The organism is Serratia sp. CY56464 (assembly GCF_052168435.1).
Classification (GTDB): Bacteria; Pseudomonadota; Gammaproteobacteria; order Enterobacterales; family Enterobacteriaceae; genus Serratia; species Serratia marcescens.
Window position 1 is genome coordinate 112,677 of sequence record NZ_JBJNMV010000005.1, and the last position, 15,265, is coordinate 127,941.

At 60.1% G+C, this 15,265-nt stretch carries 17 protein-coding genes; all 17 read left to right on the forward strand.

Features of this window, described 5'->3' with window-relative positions; all coding sequences use genetic code 11:
* Positions 1-29: 29 nt before the first annotated feature.
* The 17 genes from trmJ to hisS all read left to right on the forward strand — a co-directional run bounded on the left by trmJ (position 30) and on the right by hisS (position 15,262).
* On the forward strand, positions 30-764 hold the full coding sequence (trmJ, locus tag ACJ8KE_RS19985) for a tRNA (cytosine(32)/uridine(32)-2'-O)-methyltransferase TrmJ (RefSeq protein WP_015378781.1): 735 nt from the start codon (positions 30-32) through the stop codon (positions 762-764).
* A gap of 193 nt (positions 765-957) precedes the next feature.
* On the forward strand, positions 958-1,452 hold the full coding sequence (gene iscR / locus ACJ8KE_RS19990; RefSeq protein WP_004941404.1) for a Fe-S cluster assembly transcriptional regulator IscR: 495 nt from the start codon (positions 958-960) through the stop codon (positions 1,450-1,452).
* A gap of 54 nt (positions 1,453-1,506) precedes the next feature.
* Positions 1,507-2,721: a cysteine desulfurase gene (gene iscS / locus ACJ8KE_RS19995; RefSeq protein WP_016929764.1), complete on the forward strand. Its 1,215-nt coding sequence runs from the start codon at positions 1,507-1,509 to the stop codon at positions 2,719-2,721.
* Between the two features lie 24 nt (positions 2,722-2,745).
* Positions 2,746-3,132: a Fe-S cluster assembly scaffold IscU gene (gene iscU, locus ACJ8KE_RS20000; protein WP_004941408.1), complete on the forward strand. Its 387-nt coding sequence runs from the start codon at positions 2,746-2,748 to the stop codon at positions 3,130-3,132.
* 54 nt (positions 3,133-3,186) lie between these two features.
* The gene (iscA, locus tag ACJ8KE_RS20005) at positions 3,187-3,510 is read left to right on the forward strand and encodes an iron-sulfur cluster assembly protein IscA (RefSeq protein WP_004941410.1); all 324 of its coding nucleotides are present in this window, start codon (positions 3,187-3,189) and stop codon (positions 3,508-3,510) included.
* A gap of 62 nt (positions 3,511-3,572) precedes the next feature.
* Positions 3,573-4,094 carry a co-chaperone HscB gene (hscB, locus tag ACJ8KE_RS20010; protein ID WP_016929762.1) on the forward strand — a complete coding sequence of 174 codons (522 nt, stop codon included), beginning with the start codon at positions 3,573-3,575 and terminating at the stop codon, positions 4,092-4,094.
* A gap of 32 nt (positions 4,095-4,126) precedes the next feature.
* Positions 4,127-5,977, forward strand: coding sequence for a Fe-S protein assembly chaperone HscA (gene hscA, locus ACJ8KE_RS20015; protein WP_116404013.1), 1,851 nt, complete (start codon positions 4,127-4,129; stop codon positions 5,975-5,977).
* Positions 5,978-5,979: 2 nt separating this feature from the next.
* Positions 5,980-6,315: an ISC system 2Fe-2S type ferredoxin gene (gene fdx, locus ACJ8KE_RS20020; RefSeq protein ID WP_004941417.1), complete on the forward strand. Its 336-nt coding sequence runs from the start codon at positions 5,980-5,982 to the stop codon at positions 6,313-6,315.
* A gap of 32 nt (positions 6,316-6,347) precedes the next feature.
* Positions 6,348-6,548 (forward strand): Fe-S cluster assembly protein IscX, encoded by a 201-nt coding sequence (gene iscX, locus ACJ8KE_RS20025; protein ID WP_006327336.1) that lies wholly within the window; start codon positions 6,348-6,350, stop codon positions 6,546-6,548.
* 83 nt (positions 6,549-6,631) lie between these two features.
* Positions 6,632-7,927, forward strand: coding sequence for an aminopeptidase PepB (gene pepB / locus ACJ8KE_RS20030; protein WP_025303913.1), 1,296 nt, complete (start codon positions 6,632-6,634; stop codon positions 7,925-7,927).
* An 88-nt stretch (positions 7,928-8,015) separates the two neighbouring features.
* Complete coding sequence (sseB, locus tag ACJ8KE_RS20035; protein ID WP_028127504.1) at positions 8,016-8,846, forward strand: enhanced serine sensitivity protein SseB; 831 nt, start codon at positions 8,016-8,018, stop codon at positions 8,844-8,846.
* A gap of 161 nt (positions 8,847-9,007) precedes the next feature.
* Positions 9,008-9,433, forward strand: coding sequence for a nucleoside-diphosphate kinase (ndk, locus tag ACJ8KE_RS20040; RefSeq protein ID WP_004941424.1), 426 nt, complete (start codon positions 9,008-9,010; stop codon positions 9,431-9,433).
* A gap of 237 nt (positions 9,434-9,670) precedes the next feature.
* Positions 9,671-10,867 carry a bifunctional tRNA (adenosine(37)-C2)-methyltransferase TrmG/ribosomal RNA large subunit methyltransferase RlmN gene (locus tag ACJ8KE_RS20045; protein ID WP_004941426.1) on the forward strand — a complete coding sequence of 399 codons (1,197 nt, stop codon included), beginning with the start codon at positions 9,671-9,673 and terminating at the stop codon, positions 10,865-10,867.
* Between the two features lie 100 nt (positions 10,868-10,967).
* On the forward strand, positions 10,968-11,717 hold the full coding sequence (pilW, locus tag ACJ8KE_RS20050) for a type IV pilus biogenesis/stability protein PilW (RefSeq protein WP_028127503.1): 750 nt from the start codon (positions 10,968-10,970) through the stop codon (positions 11,715-11,717).
* Positions 11,707-12,681, forward strand: coding sequence for a cytoskeleton protein RodZ (gene rodZ, locus ACJ8KE_RS20055; RefSeq protein WP_016929757.1), 975 nt, complete (start codon positions 11,707-11,709; stop codon positions 12,679-12,681). The genes pilW and rodZ overlap by 11 nt, the downstream gene beginning before the upstream one ends.
* Before the next feature lie 45 nt (positions 12,682-12,726).
* Positions 12,727-13,848 carry a flavodoxin-dependent (E)-4-hydroxy-3-methylbut-2-enyl-diphosphate synthase gene (gene ispG, locus ACJ8KE_RS20060; RefSeq protein WP_016929756.1) on the forward strand — a complete coding sequence of 374 codons (1,122 nt, stop codon included), beginning with the start codon at positions 12,727-12,729 and terminating at the stop codon, positions 13,846-13,848.
* Positions 13,849-13,987: 139 nt separating this feature from the next.
* On the forward strand, positions 13,988-15,262 hold the full coding sequence (hisS, locus tag ACJ8KE_RS20065; protein ID WP_239442439.1) for a histidine--tRNA ligase: 1,275 nt from the start codon (positions 13,988-13,990) through the stop codon (positions 15,260-15,262).
* Positions 15,263-15,265 lie beyond the last annotated feature (3 nt).

Sequence of the window (15,265 nt, forward strand, 5' to 3'; positions counted from 1 at the left end):
TGCGATTTTCCGCCACGCTCAGAGTTTGTATGCTGCACAATATCCGCATTGTTCTGGTAGAGACTTCACATACCGGCAACATGGGCTCGACCGCCAGAGCCATGAAAACCATGGGTTTAACCAACCTTTATCTGGTTAATCCGCTGATCAAACCCGATTCTCAGGCCATCGCCCTGGCCGCCGGCGCCAGCGACGTGATCGGCAACGCCACTATCGTCGATACCCTCGATGACGCCATCGCCGGCTGCAGCCTGGTGGTGGGCACCAGCGCACGTTCTCGCACCTTGCCGTGGCCGATGCTGGAGCCGCGCGAATGCGGCGTGCGCGCGGTGCACGAGGGCGAGCACGCGCCGGTGGCGCTGGTGTTCGGCCGCGAACGCGTCGGGCTGACCAACGATGAATTGCAAAAGTGCCACTACCACGTCGCCATTCCGGCCAACCCGGACTACAGCTCGCTGAACCTGGCGATGGCGGTGCAGATCCTGGCGTACGAAGTGCGCGTGGCTTACCTCGATCGCCAACAGGCGGGCGCGCCGCAGTTGGAAGAGACGCCGTATCCGCTGGTGGACGACCTCGAGCGTTTCTATCAGCATCTGGAGCAGACGCTGCAGCGCACCGGTTTCATTCGCCCGTCGCATCCGGGCCAGGTGATGAACCGCCTGCGTCGGCTGTTCACCCGCGCGCGCCCGGAAGGGCAGGAGCTGAATATCCTGCGCGGCATGCTGACGTCGATCGAGAAACAGGATAAACATCAAGGTAATTAATTGATGTGGCATAACGGTGGGTGACAATAGTATTAGTTATCCAAAGGTTATAACATGTATTTTATATACCTTTGTTCTTGCTAAGTTCAAAACGTGCTAATACTTGAGTTAATTACTGGGTTAAATAGTTGACTGTTTTACTCAGGAATGTCAGACTTTCGGCCATATTTGACCAACAGGTAACCATTGAGCTATGAGACTGACATCCAAAGGCCGTTATGCCGTAACCGCTATGCTCGACGTAGCGCTGCATTCCCAGGAAGGGCCGGTGCCACTGGCGGACATTTCCGAACGCCAGGGTATTTCGCTCTCTTATCTGGAACAATTATTCTCCCGTCTGCGCAAGAATGGCCTGGTGGCCAGCGTGCGCGGCCCGGGCGGTGGTTATCTGCTGGGTAAAGACGCGGGTGAGATCGCCGTTGGCGCTGTCATCACTGCCGTCGATGAATCGGTAGATGCAACCCGTTGCCAGGGCAAAGAAGGCTGTCAGGGCGGCGATCGCTGCTTGACCCACGCCCTGTGGCGCGATCTGAGCGAGCGCATCAGCGGGTTCCTGAACAACATTACGCTGGCAGAACTGGTCAACAACCAGGAAGTGCTGGTGGTGGCGGATCGTCAAAACAACGATACGCGCCGCACGGCCAACGGCCGTCCGCAAGAAACTATCAACGTTAATCTGCGCGCATAAGCAGCTGGCGAAATTATTTTAGTTTTTGGAAGTGATGTACGGAGCACAAGAGCAATGAAATTACCGATTTATCTGGATTACTCAGCAACGACGCCGGTTGACCCGCGCGTTGCTGAGAAGATGATGCAGTTTTTGACCCTGGACGGCACTTTCGGCAACCCGGCTTCCCGTTCCCACCGTTTCGGTTGGCAGGCGGAAGAGGCGGTAGACATCGCCCGTAACCAAATCGCCGAACTGGTGGGCGCCGACCCGCGCGAAATCGTCTTCACCTCCGGGGCGACCGAATCCGACAACCTGGCGATCAAAGGCGCTGCCAATTTCTACCAGAAAAAAGGCAAGCACATCATCACCAGCAAAACCGAACACAAAGCCGTGCTCGACACCTGCCGTCAGCTGGAGCGCGAAGGGTTTGAAGTCACCTACCTGGCGCCGCAGAGCAACGGCATCATCAGCCTGCAGGATCTCGAAGCGGCGCTGCGCGATGACACCATCCTGGTCTCCATCATGCACGTCAACAACGAAATCGGCGTGGTGCAGGACATCGAAGCGATCGGCGAAATGTGCCGTGCGCGCGGTATCATCTACCACGTTGACGCCACCCAGAGCGTGGGCAAACTGCCTATCGATCTGAGCAAGCTGAAAGTCGACCTGATGTCGTTCTCCGGCCACAAAATCTATGGCCCGAAAGGCATCGGCGCGCTGTACGTGCGTCGCAAGCCGCGCATCCGCATCGAAGCGCAGGTACACGGCGGCGGTCACGAGCGCGGCATGCGTTCCGGCACCCTGCCTGTCCACCAGATCGTCGGCATGGGCGAAGCTTATCGCATCGCCAAAGAAGAGATGACCGAAGAGATGGCGCGTCTGCGCACCCTGCGTGACCGTCTGTGGAACGGCGTGAAAGATATGGAAGAAGTGTATCTGAACGGCGATCTGGAGCACGGCGCACCGAACATCCTGAACGTCAGCTTCAACTACGTTGAAGGCGAGTCGCTGATCATGGCGCTGAAAGACCTGGCCGTTTCTTCCGGTTCAGCCTGTACCTCCGCCAGCCTCGAGCCGTCCTACGTGCTGCGCGCGCTGGGCATGAGCGATGAATTGGCGCACAGCTCGATCCGTTTCTCCCTGGGGCGTTTCACCACGGAAGAAGAGATCGACTACACCATTCAACTGGTGCGTAAATCCATCGGCCGTCTGCGCGATCTGTCCCCACTGTGGGAGATGTTCAAGCAGGGCGTGGACATCAACAGCATCGAATGGGCGCATCATTAATTCTCAGGTTTCAGGAGCAAGGTCATGGCTTACAGCGAAAAAGTAATCGATCATTATGAAAACCCGCGCAACGTGGGTTCTTTCGACAACGAAGATCCTACCGTCGGCAGCGGCATGGTAGGGGCGCCGGCTTGTGGCGACGTCATGAAGCTGCAAATCAAGGTTAACGATGAAGGCATCATCGAAGACGCGCGCTTTAAAACTTACGGCTGCGGTTCCGCCATCGCCTCCAGCTCGCTGGTGACCGAATGGATGAAAGGCAAGTCGCTCGATCAGGCTGAAGCGATCAAAAACACCCAGATCGCCGAAGAGCTGGAATTGCCGCCGGTCAAAATTCACTGCTCGATCCTGGCTGAAGACGCCATCAAAGCAGCGATTGCCGACTATAAGAGCAAGCATAGCGCCAAGTAATTTGTCTGAGTCGGCCCGGCCGCGCCGGGCTTTGATGTGAAGTGTGAGGTTGTGATGTCTATTACCATGAGCGACAGCGCTGCGCAGCGTGTTCAGGCGTTTTTGACGAACCGCGGCAAGGGTCTCGGTCTGCGTCTGGGAGTGCGAACTTCCGGTTGTTCCGGGATGGCGTACGTGCTGGAATTTGTTGACGAAGCCAACGATGACGACATCGTATTTGAAGACAAAGGCATCAAGGTGATCATCGACGGCAAGAGCCTGGTCTACCTTGACGGCACCGAGCTTGATTTCGTTAAGGAAGGCCTGAACGAAGGCTTCAAGTTCAACAACCCGAACGTCTCAAGCGAGTGCGGCTGCGGCGAGAGTTTCAACGTCTGACAGTCCATCGTGCTCCCCCGTTTCGGCGGGGGAACTTCATCCGCTAACGCCCAGAGCACGCTATGGATTACTTTACTTTATTCGGGCTGCCAGTTCGCTACACCGTGGACGGCAGCCTGCTTGCGTCCCGCTTCCAGGATCTGCAGCGCCAATTTCACCCCGATCGTTTCGCCAACCAGCCGGAGCGCGAACGCCTGATGGCGTTGCAGCAAGCGGCGACCATCAACGAAGCCTACCAGGCGCTGAAGCACCCGTTAAAACGCGCGGAGTATATGCTATCTTTGCACGGCTTCGATCTGGGCAACGAACAGCATACGATGCGCGACACCGCGTTTCTGATGGAACAGCTGGAGCTGCGTGAAGAGCTCGACGCCATTGAGCGCAAGCCGGATGCGGAAAGCCTGCTGGCCGATTTCGGCGCGCGGCTGGCCACCTCCATCAAGCAGCGCAGCGCGCTGATGCTGCAGCAGTTGGACAGTGAACAGTGGGCGGATGCCGCCGACACCGTGCGCAAGCTGCGCTTTTTGGACAAACTCCAGCAACAGGTTGAACAACTCGAAGAAAAACTGCTGGGTTTTGAGTAACACCTTCTGATTCTGATTGTGGAAGCTTCAACATGGCCTTATTACAAATTAGTGAGCCTGGCCTCAGCGCCGCGCCGCACCAGCGACGTCTGGCCGCCGGCATCGACTTAGGCACCACCAACTCGCTGGTCGCCACGGTGCGCAGCGGGCAAGCGGAAACGCTGGCCGACGATCAGGGGCGCCATTTGCTGCCTTCGGTGGTGCATTATCAGGCGGACGCGCAGCGCGTCGGCTGGGATGCGCGCCAACAGGCGGCGCAGGATCCGGCCAATACCGTCAGCTCCATCAAACGCATGATGGGCCGTTCGTTGGCGGACGTGCAGCAACGTTACCCGAACCTGCCGTATCAATTTCAGGCCAGCGACAACGGCCTGCCGCTGATCGTCACCGCCGCCGGCCCGGTTAATCCGGTCGGCGTCTCCGCCGACATCCTGCGGGCTCTGTCCGCGCGCGCGCAAGCGGCGCTGGAAGGCGAGCTGGATGGCGTCGTGATCACCGTTCCCGCTTACTTCGACGACGCGCAGCGCCAGGGCACTAAAGACGCGGCGCGTCTGGCCGGCTTGCATGTCCTGCGCCTGCTGAACGAACCGACCGCTGCGGCGATCGCCTACGGGCTGGATTCCGGCCAGGAAGGGGTGATCGCGGTTTACGATCTGGGCGGCGGCACCTTTGATATCTCCATTCTGCGCCTCAGCCGCGGCGTGTTCGAAGTGCTGGCCACCGGCGGCGATTCCGCGCTGGGCGGCGACGACTTCGATCATCTGTTGGCCGACTGGCTGCGCGAGCAGGCCGGCGTGGCCGATCGCAGCGATCACGGCGTGCAGCGCCAACTGCTGGATGCCGCCATCGCCGCCAAAATCGCATTAAGCGATGCCGACAGCGTGCGCGTTGAGGTGGCCGGTTGGCAGGGCGAAGTGACCCGCGCCCAGTTTGAAGCGCTGATCGCCCCGCTGGTGAAACGTACGCTGATGGCTTGCCGCCGCGCGCTGAAAGACGCCGGCGTCGCCGCCGACGAGGTGCTGGAAGCGGTGATGGTCGGCGGTTCCACTCGCGTGCCGTTGGTGCGTGAGCAGGTGGGGGCCTTCTTCGGCCGCACGCCGCTGACGTCGATCGATCCGGATAAAGTGGTCGCCATCGGCGCCGCGATCCAGGCCGACATTCTGGTGGGCAACAAGCCGGACAGCGACATGCTGCTGCTTGACGTGATCCCGCTGTCGCTGGGCCTCGAAACCATGGGCGGCCTGGTGGAGAAAGTGATCCCGCGCAACACCACCATTCCGGTGGCGCGCGCGCAGGAGTTCACCACCTTTAAAGACGGCCAGAGCGCGATGATGATCCACGTGCTGCAGGGCGAGCGCGAGCTGGTGCAGGATTGCCGTTCGCTGGCGCGCTTCACGCTGCGCGGCCTGCCGCCATTGCCTGCCGGGGGGGCGCATATTCGCGTCACCTTCCAGGTGGATGCCGACGGCCTGTTGAGCGTCACCGCGATGGAGAAATCCACCGGCGTGGAAGCCTCGATCCAGGTCAAGCCGTCGTACGGTCTGTCGGACAGCGAAATCGCCGGCATGATCAAGGATTCGATGGCCAACGCGCAAAGCGACGTGGGCGCGCGCAAGCTGGCGGAGCAACGCGTGGAAGCCGCGCGGGTGCTGGAAAGCCTGCAGGGCGCGCTGGCCACCGACGCCGCGCTGCTGAGCGAGGCGGAAAGCCAGGCGATCGCCGCCGCGACCCAGGCGTTGCAGCAGGCGGCGCAGGGTGAAGACCCCGCCGCTATCGAAGACGCCATCAAAACATTAGATGCACAAACGCAAGATTTTGCCGCGCGCCGCATGGACGCTTCCATTCGCCGCGCGCTGGCTGGCCATTCTGTGGATGAGGTTTAACCATGCCTAAAATTGTTTTCCTGCCCCATCAAGATCTGTGCCCGGAAGGGGCGGTTCTGGAAGCCGAAAAAGGGGAGTCGATCCTCAACGTTGCGCTGCGCAACGGCATTGAAATCGAGCACGCCTGCGAGAAATCCTGCGCCTGCACCACCTGCCACTGCATCGTGCGTGAAGGCTTCGATTCGCTGGAAGAGAGCAGCGAGCTGGAAGACGACATGCTGGACAAAGCGTGGGGGCTGGAGCCGGAAAGCCGTCTGAGCTGCCAGGCGCTGGTCGCCGACGAAGATCTGGTGGTCGAAATGCCGCGTTACACCGTCAACCACGCGCGTGAGCATTAATTGTTAGCCGCGGCGCCAACCAGGAGATCATAATGGGACTGAAGTGGACCGACAGCCGTGAAATCGGCGAAGCCCTGTACGACCAATACCCGGACACCGATCCGAAAACCGTGCGTTTTACCGACATGCATCAGTGGATCTGCGATCTGGAAGAGTTCGATGACGATCCGCAGGCTTCCAACGAAAAAATACTGGAAGCGATCCTGCTGGTCTGGTTAGATGAAGCGGAGTAAATAGCGTAACGGGCTGCCATGGGCGGCCCGTTTATTTTGTATCCGACAAGATTAATAAAAGAATAATCCGGAGTAAGAAGGCTATGACAACAGAATTCATGCAGGTCACGCTGTCGCAACAACCTGCCGACGCCCGCTGGGGCGAGAAAGCGCTGCTGAGCACCAACGGCGAAGGGATGACCATCCACCTGACCGGCGCCGACAAACTGGGCGCGATCCAGCGCGCGGGCCGCAAAATTGACGGCCAGGGCATCAAAAACGTCAAGCTGGCCGGCGACGGTTGGGATTTGGAAAACAGCTGGGCGTTTTGGCAGGGCTACCGCGGGCCGAAAGGGCAGCGCAACGTCGAATGGGCCGAGCTGCCGGAAGCCGCGCGTCAGGAGCTGGATAAGCGCCTGAAGATCGTTGACTGGGTGCGCGACACCATCAATATGCCGGCGGAAGAGCTGGGGCCGGAGCAACTGGCGACCCGCGCCGTCGATCTGATGTGCGACGTCGGCTGCGATGCCGTCAGCTACCGCATCACCAAGGGCGAAGATCTGCGCGAGCAGAACTATGCCGGCATCCACACCGTCGGCCGCGGTTCCGAACGCCCGCCGGTGCTGCTGGCTCTGGACTTCAACCCGACCGGCAACCCGGATGCGCCGGTGTTCGCATGCCTGGTCGGCAAGGGCATCACCTTCGATACCGGCGGTTATAGCCTGAAACAGAGCGCCTTTATGGATTCGATGAAGGCTGACATGGGCGGCGCAGCGACCATCACCGGCGCGCTGGCGCTGGCGGCGGCGCGCGGCCTGAAGCAGCGCGTGAAGCTGTACCTGTGCTGCGCCGACAACATGGTCAGCGGCAACGCTTTCAAACTGGGCGATATCATTCGCTACCGCAACGGCAAAACCGTTGAGGTGATGAACACCGATGCGGAAGGGCGCCTGGTGCTGGCCGACGGCCTGATCGACGCTTCTGAGCAGAATCCGCAACTGATTATCGACTGCGCCACCCTGACCGGCGCGGCCAAAACCGCGGTGGGCAACGACTACCACGCCCTGTTCAGCTTCGACGATGCGCTGGCGCAGGAGCTGCTGAGCAGCGCCGCCGCCGAGCAAGAGCCATTCTGGCGTCTGCCGTTGGCCGAGTTCCACCGCAGCCAGCTGCCGTCCAACTTCGCCGAGCTGAACAACGTGGCCGGCCCGGCCTACACCGCCGGCGCCAGCACCGCGGCGGCTTTCCTGTCGCACTTCGTCAAGAATTACCAACAGGGCTGGCTGCACATCGACTGCTCCGCCACCTACCGCAAAGGCGCGGTGGATCAGTGGTCGGCCGGCGCGACCGGTTTGGGCGTGCGCACCCTGGCCAATCTGCTGCTGAGCAAAGCCAAATAATTGAACGCCCGCTGCGTCGGGCGCTAGAATACGCATTATCTTCGGGGCCCAGCATGCTGGGCCTCGCTATTTGATCCTGGAGTTTGCCATGAGTGCCCATCATCACGATGCCGCCCCGAGCGAGAACGAACTTGAACGCCTGCTGAAGCTGGCGGTGACGGAGCCGGCCCACCGCCCGGCGTTCTTCCGTGAACTGCTCGATGCCACGGTGTTGATCCTCGGCGACAGCGAACAGGTGCAGCAGGACGGCGACATCACGCTGAACGCGGATACGCCGGTCAATATCCAGCATTGGGAAAAGCAGGACGGCGGCAGCATCATTCCGTTCTTCACCTCGCTGGAAGCGTTGCAGAAGGCCGTTGAGGACGAACAGCCGTTCATCGCCATGCCGGCGCGGGTGCTGTTCGAAATCACCCAGGGCGCGGATCTGTTCCTCAACCCGAAGGCGGAGTACGGCAAAGAGTTCTATCCGGAAGAGGTGGCGATGCTGCTGGCGACCGGCGGCGTCGTCAAACCGGTGGAGCATTACGTCGACAAAGAAACCCAAATCCTGTTGGGGCAGCCCGAAGAGTACCCGTCGGCGATGGTGGATGCGCTGACCACGCTGTTCAGCCAGCGCAAGCCGGTGCGCCGCGCGTTTCTGGCGCTGATGCACGACCAGGCGGCGGACGAGAAGCCGAATCTGCTGATCGGGCTGGAAGTAGACGCCGAGCCGGCGGAGATCGAGGCGTTGATCAACGAGGCCGGCAGCGTCGCCAGCGAAACGGCGCCGAATGACGAGCCGGTGGATTTCTGTCTGGTGTCGGAGAAAGAGCGCGGCATCAGCCACTACCTGATCGCCCATACGCAGCCGTTTTATCAGCGCCGCTGGGGCAGCTGGCTGCGCAATTTGATCCCGTCCACCGACAAAACCCAGTAACGCGGCGCGTGGTCGGAAATGCCGCAGGAAGATCATATTTTTTTAATGAAATGTTGATTTTCCCGTAGGCAAGCGTTAACGGCGCACATATAATCTGCGCCACTTGAGAAGGCCGGCAACATTGCAGACCGGCCTGTTTTGGAAGTCATACAGAGGCCATCATGACCGTAGAACGTACCTTTTCCATCGTTAAACCAAACGCTGTAGCCAACAACGACATCGGCGCTATCTACGCGCGTTTCGAGCGCGCCGGTTTCAAAATCATCGCCGCTAAAATGCTGCGTCTGACTCGCGAACAAGCTGAAGGCTTCTACGCTGAGCACAAAGGCCGCCCATTCTTCGACGGTCTGGTTGAGTTCATGACCTCTGGCCCAATCATGGTGCAGGTTCTGGAATCTGAAAACGCCGTGCAGCGCAACCGCGACATCATGGGCGCAACCAACCCGGACAACGCACTGGCCGGCACCCTGCGCGCCGACTACGCGGACAGCTTCACCGCTAACGCCGTTCACGGTTCCGACTCCGTTGAATCCGCACAGCGTGAAATCGCTTACTTCTTCAACGAAAGCGAAATCTGCGCACGTTAATCGTGCCGTTTCTGAGCTGATAGCCAGGCATTCACCGGCTGAAACAATAAAAATGCCCTGAATGCCTTTCAGCCATAGAAACCCGCTACTAAAATTTGTACAATGCCGCGCCCCTGATAAGACGACTTGTCAGGGGCGTGTTTTTAGTGCCGCCACCCGAATCATGCGGGCTGAAATGCACAACTTACTGTCCATTCTTTAGCGCCATAACGTGTAATAACGAGGCCAGAGATCATTATGTTAGAACCCATCACGTCCGAGCACACCGTGTCTGAAAATAATTCGCTGACTACCCCCTCCGTTAACGTGGAGCAACCGGCTGCGGCCAAAATCAACCTGCTGGATCTGAACCGCCAGCAAATGCGCGAGTTCTTCGCCGAAATGGGCGAAAAACCGTTCCGCGCCGATCAGGTGATGAAGTGGATTTACCACTACTGCTGCGACGATTTCGAGCAGATGACCGACATCAACAAAGTCCTGCGCGGCAAGCTGCAGCGCGTGGCGGAAATCCGCGCGCCGGAAGTGGCGGAAGAACAGCGTTCGGCCGACGGCACCATCAAGTGGGCGATCAAGGTGGGCGATCAGCAGGTCGAAACCGTATACATCCCGGAAGCCGACCGCGCGACGCTGTGCGTCTCCTCGCAGGTAGGCTGCGCGCTGGAGTGCAAATTCTGTTCGACGGCGCAGCAGGGCTTCAACCGCAACCTGCGCGTGTCGGAAATCATCGGCCAGGTGTGGCGCGCGGCGAAGATCATCGGCGCGCTGAAGGTGACAGGCCAACGCCCGATCACCAACGTGGTGATGATGGGCATGGGCGAGCCGCTGCTCAACCTGAACAACGTGGTGCCGGCGATGGAAATCATGCTGGACGACTTCGGCTTTGGCCTGTCCAAACGCCGCGTGACTCTATCTACCTCTGGCGTGGTGCCGGCGCTGGACAAGCTGGGTGACATGATCGACGTGGCGCTGGCTATTTCGCTGCACGCGCCGAACGACACCATCCGTGATGAGATCGTGCCGATCAACCGCAAGTACAACATCGAAACCTTCCTGTCCGCGGTGCGTCGCTACCTGGAGAAATCCAACGCCAACCAGGGCCGCGTCACCGTCGAGTATGTGATGCTGGATCATATCAACGACAGCACCGACGACGCGCATCAGCTGGCGGAAGTGCTGAAAGACACGCCGTGCAAGATCAACCTGATCCCATGGAACCCGTTCCCGGGCGCTCCGTACGGCCGCAGCTCCAACAGCCGGGTGGATCGTTTCTCCAAGGTGTTGATGGAATACGGCTTTACGACTATTGTTCGTAAAACCCGCGGTGACGATATCGACGCCGCCTGCGGGCAACTGGCGGGTGAAGTGATCGACCGTACCAAGCGTACCCTGAAAAAGAAAATGGCCGGGGAACCTATCAACGTACGGGCGGTCTGAATCCTATAGCACCATTTTTTTTGTTATCTAACAGCCTGTTATGTGAAATATTCACGCTAATGGGCGTTAGCTGGCGGCCGATAAGGAAATGAATGCGGGCATGAAGCTGAAACTGTGGGGTGTGTGGCTGGCGGCCGGACTGTTGGCCGGGTGTTCCGGTTCAGCGCCGGAAAAGGAAGCGCAAGTCTCTGAGGCGGGCCAGACGCGGTTGCAGCTGGGCCTGGAGTACCTGCAGCAAGGCGACATGGACGCCGCGCGCCAGAACCTGGAAAAGGCGCTGGACGCGGCCCCGCAGGATTACCGCACGCAGTTGGGCATGGCGCTCTACGCGCAGCGGAACGGTGAAAACGCCGCGGCCGAACAGCGTTATCGGCAAGCGCTCAAACTTGCGCCGGGCAATGGCACCGTCTTGAATAATTACGGTGCGTTTCTTTGCGGTTTAGGGCAGTATGTACCGGCGCAACAGCAGTTTAGCGCTGCGGCGCTGGCGCCCGATTATGGCCAGGTCGCCGACAGCCTGGAAAACGCAGGTTACTGTTTTCTCAAGGCCGGACAAAACGATGAAGCGCGCACGCTGTTGAGCCGCGCGCTGAAAGTCGATCCGGACAAAGGCGCTCCGCTGCTGGCGGAGGCCGAAAAGCAATTTGGAGAAGGGAAGCGCGCCCAGTCGCAACTTTTATTGGATGTTTATCAGCATGTTCTGCCGGCCAGCGCCAGCAGCTTATGGTTACAGATTCGTTTCGCCGCGTTAGCCGGCCGCCAGGATAGCGTTCAACGCTATGGCAAGCAGCTAGCGCGAAGTTTTCCACAATCCAAACAGTACCAGCAGTTCTTAGCTAATGAATACTGAAGCCTCCCAAGATAAAACCGTATCCATGACGACGGGCCAGCGCCTGCGTCAGGCCCGTGAGCAACTCGGGCTGAGCCAACAGACCGTTGCAGAACGCCTGTGTCTCAAAATGTCCACCGTGCGCGATATCGAGGAAGACAGCGTGTCCGCTGACCTCGCGTCCACCTTCGTGCGCGGCTACATCCGTTCCTACGCCAAGCTGGTGCATCTGCCGGAAGACGAACTGCTGCCGATGTTGGCCAAGCAGGCGCCGTTGAAGATGGCGAAAGTGGCGCCGATGCAAAGTTTCTCGCTGGGCAAGCGTCGCAAGAAACGCGACGGCTGGCTGATGAGCTTCACCTGGCTTATCGTGTTCGTGGTGATCGGCCTGACCGGCGCCTGGTGGTGGCAAAACCACAAGGCGCAGCAGGAAGAGATCGCCACCATGGCCGATCAATCCTCGGCACAGCTTTCACAGAATAACGAAGGGCAGTCCGTGCCGCTGACCGACGGCAATGCCGACGCCGGCACCAACGTGCCGTTGACCGACAACAGCGCCGCGCCGGCTGATACCGGCGCAGCGACTCAGGCGCCGGTGGCGACCGCCCAGGCGCCGAGCGCGGCCCAGCAGCAGCCTGCCGTGGTGTCGCCAAGCCAGACCACCCTGCCGGAAACCGCGCCGGCGGCACAAGCGCCGTTGCCGACCGCCGATGCGGGCGTGGCTGCGCCAGCGGCCGATCCGAACGCGCTGGTGATGGATTTCTCCGCCGACTGCTGGCTGCAGGTGACCGACGCGAGCGGTAAAACGCTGTTCAGCGGCACCCAGAAGCAAGGCGGCAAGCTGAACCTGACCGGCACTGCGCCGTATAAACTGACCATCGGTGCGCCGGCGGCAGTTCAGATCCAGTATCAGGGTAAACCGGTTGATTTAAGCCGGTTCGTTAAGTCAAACCGTGTTGCTCGCCTGACCGTCGCCGCGCAGTAATCGCGCGGCTGGTCGTGATGTCAGAGCAGCAATGGAGAGTAAGTAATGCATAACCAAGCGCCCATCAACCGTCGAAAATCTACACGCATTTACGTCGGCAAGGTGCCTATTGGTGATGGCGCGCCGATTGCCGTGCAGTCGATGACCAACACCCGTACCACCGATGTTGAAGCAACGGTTAATCAGATCAAAGCGCTGGAGCGCGTGGGCGTCGACATCGTCCGCGTTTCGGTTCCTACCATGGACGCCGCCGAGGCGTTCAAACTGATCAAGCAGCAGGTCAACGTGCCGCTGGTCGCCGATATCCACTTCGATTATCGCATCGCGCTGCAGGTGGCCGAATATGGCGTAGACTGCCTGCGCATCAACCCGGGCAACATCGGTAACGAATCGCGCATTCGATCGGTGGTGGACTGCGCCCGCGACAAGAACATCCCGATTCGCATCGGCGTCAACGGCGGCTCGCTGGAGAAAGACCTGCAGGAGAAGTACGGCGAACCTACGCCGGAAGCGCTGCTGGAATCCGCCATGCGCCATGTGGACATCCTCGATCGCCTCAACTTCGACCAGTTTAAGGTCAGCGTCAAGGCGTCGGACGTGTTCCTGGCGGTGCAATCCTACCGCTTGCTGGCGTCGCGCATCGATCAGCCGCTGCACCTGGGCATCACCGAAGCCGGCGGCGCGCGCAGCGGGTCGGTCAAATCGGCCATCGGCCTGGGCATGCTGCTGTCTGAAGGCATCGGCGATACCCTGCGCATCTCGCTGGCGGCGGATCCGGTCGAAGAGGTGAAGGTCGGTTTCGACATCCTGAAGTCGCTGCGCATCCGCGCGCGCGGCATCAACTTCATCGCCTGCCCGACCTGCTCGCGTCAGGAGTTCGACGTGATCGGCACGGTGAACGCGCTGGAGCAGCGCCTGGAAGACATCATCACGCCGATGGACGTTTCGATCATCGGCTGCGTGGTGAACGGCCCGGGCGAAGCGCTGGTGTCCACCATGGGCGTAACCGGCGGCCACAAGAAGAGCGGCTTCTATGAAGACGGCGTGCGCCAGAAAGAGCGTTTCGACAACGAACAGATGATCGACCAGCTGGAAGCGAAAATTCGCGCCAAGGCCGCGATGATGGACGAAAGCAACCGCATCACGGTCAATCTGCTGGAAAAATAAGCGTTATCGCTACACGGCGGGCCTGTTGGCCCGCTTGTTTATGTACCTGAAGGGCGGAAAACCGCATCCGCGTTGAATACCGGGCGGCAAAGTCCCTATAATCGGGTTCATTTTTACAGACAACGGACAGAGAACTCACGTGGCAAAGAACATTCAAGCCATTCGCGGCATGAACGACTACCTGCCGGAAGAAACGGCATTATGGCAGCGTATTGAAGGCACCCTCAAACAGGTGCTGGGCGGCTACGGTTACAGCGAAATCCGGTTGCCGATTGTAGAGCAGACCCCGTTATTCAAACGCGCGATCGGCGAAGTGACCGACGTCGTGGAAAAAGAGATGTATACCTTCGAAGACCGCAACGGCGAAAGCCTGACGCTGCGTCCGGAAGGGACGGCTGGCTGCGTGCGCGCCGGCATCGAACATGGTCTGCTGTACAATCAGGAACAGCGTCTGTGGTACATCGGCCCGATGTTCCGCTACGAGCGCCCGCAGAAGGGGCGTTACCGTCAGTTCCATCAGCTGGGCGCGGAAGTGTTCGGCCTGCAAGGCCCGGATATCGACGCCGAGCTGATCCTGCTGACCGCCCGCTGGTGGAAAGCGCTGGGCATCGCCGAGCACGTCAAGCTGGAGCTGAACTCCATCGGCTCGCTGGAGGCGCGCGCCAACTACCGCGACGCGCTGGTGGCGTTCCTGGAGCAGCACGTCGAGGTGCTGGACGAAGACTGCAAACGCCGTATGTACAGCAACCCGCTGCGCGTGCTGGACTCCAAGAATCCTGAGGTGCAGGCGCTGCTGAATGACGCGCCGCGCCTGTCCGAGTACCTGGATGAAGAATCCCGTGCTCACTTCGCCGGTCTGTGTGAACTTTTGGCGCAGGCAGGTATCCCATATACCGTTAACGAGCGCCTGGTGCGCGGTCTGGATTACTACAACCGCACCGTGTTTGAGTGGGTGACCACCAGCCTGGGCGCGCAGGGCACCGTCTGCGCGGGCGGCCGTTACGACGGTCTGGTCGAGCAACTGGGCGGCCGCTCCACCCCGGCGGTCGGTTTCGCCATGGGCCTGGAGCGTCTGGTGCTGCTGGTGCAGGCGGTCAACCCGGAATTCAAGGCGCCGTCGGCTATCGACGTGTACGTCATCTCTTCCGGCGCGGGCACCCAGAGCGCGGCGATGCGGCTGGCTGAGCAGGTGCGCGACGCGGCGCCGCAGCTGAAGCTGATGACCAATTACGGCGGCGGCAACTTCAAGAAGCAGATCACCCGTGCGGACAAATGGGGCGCGCGCATCGCGCTGATCCTGGGTGAGAGCGAAGTGGCGGCGCAGCAGGTGGTGGTGAAAGACCTGCGCAGTGGTGAACAAGAAACGCTGGCGCAAAGCGAAGTCGCTGCGCGTCTGGCTTTGATGTTAGGTTAAGGA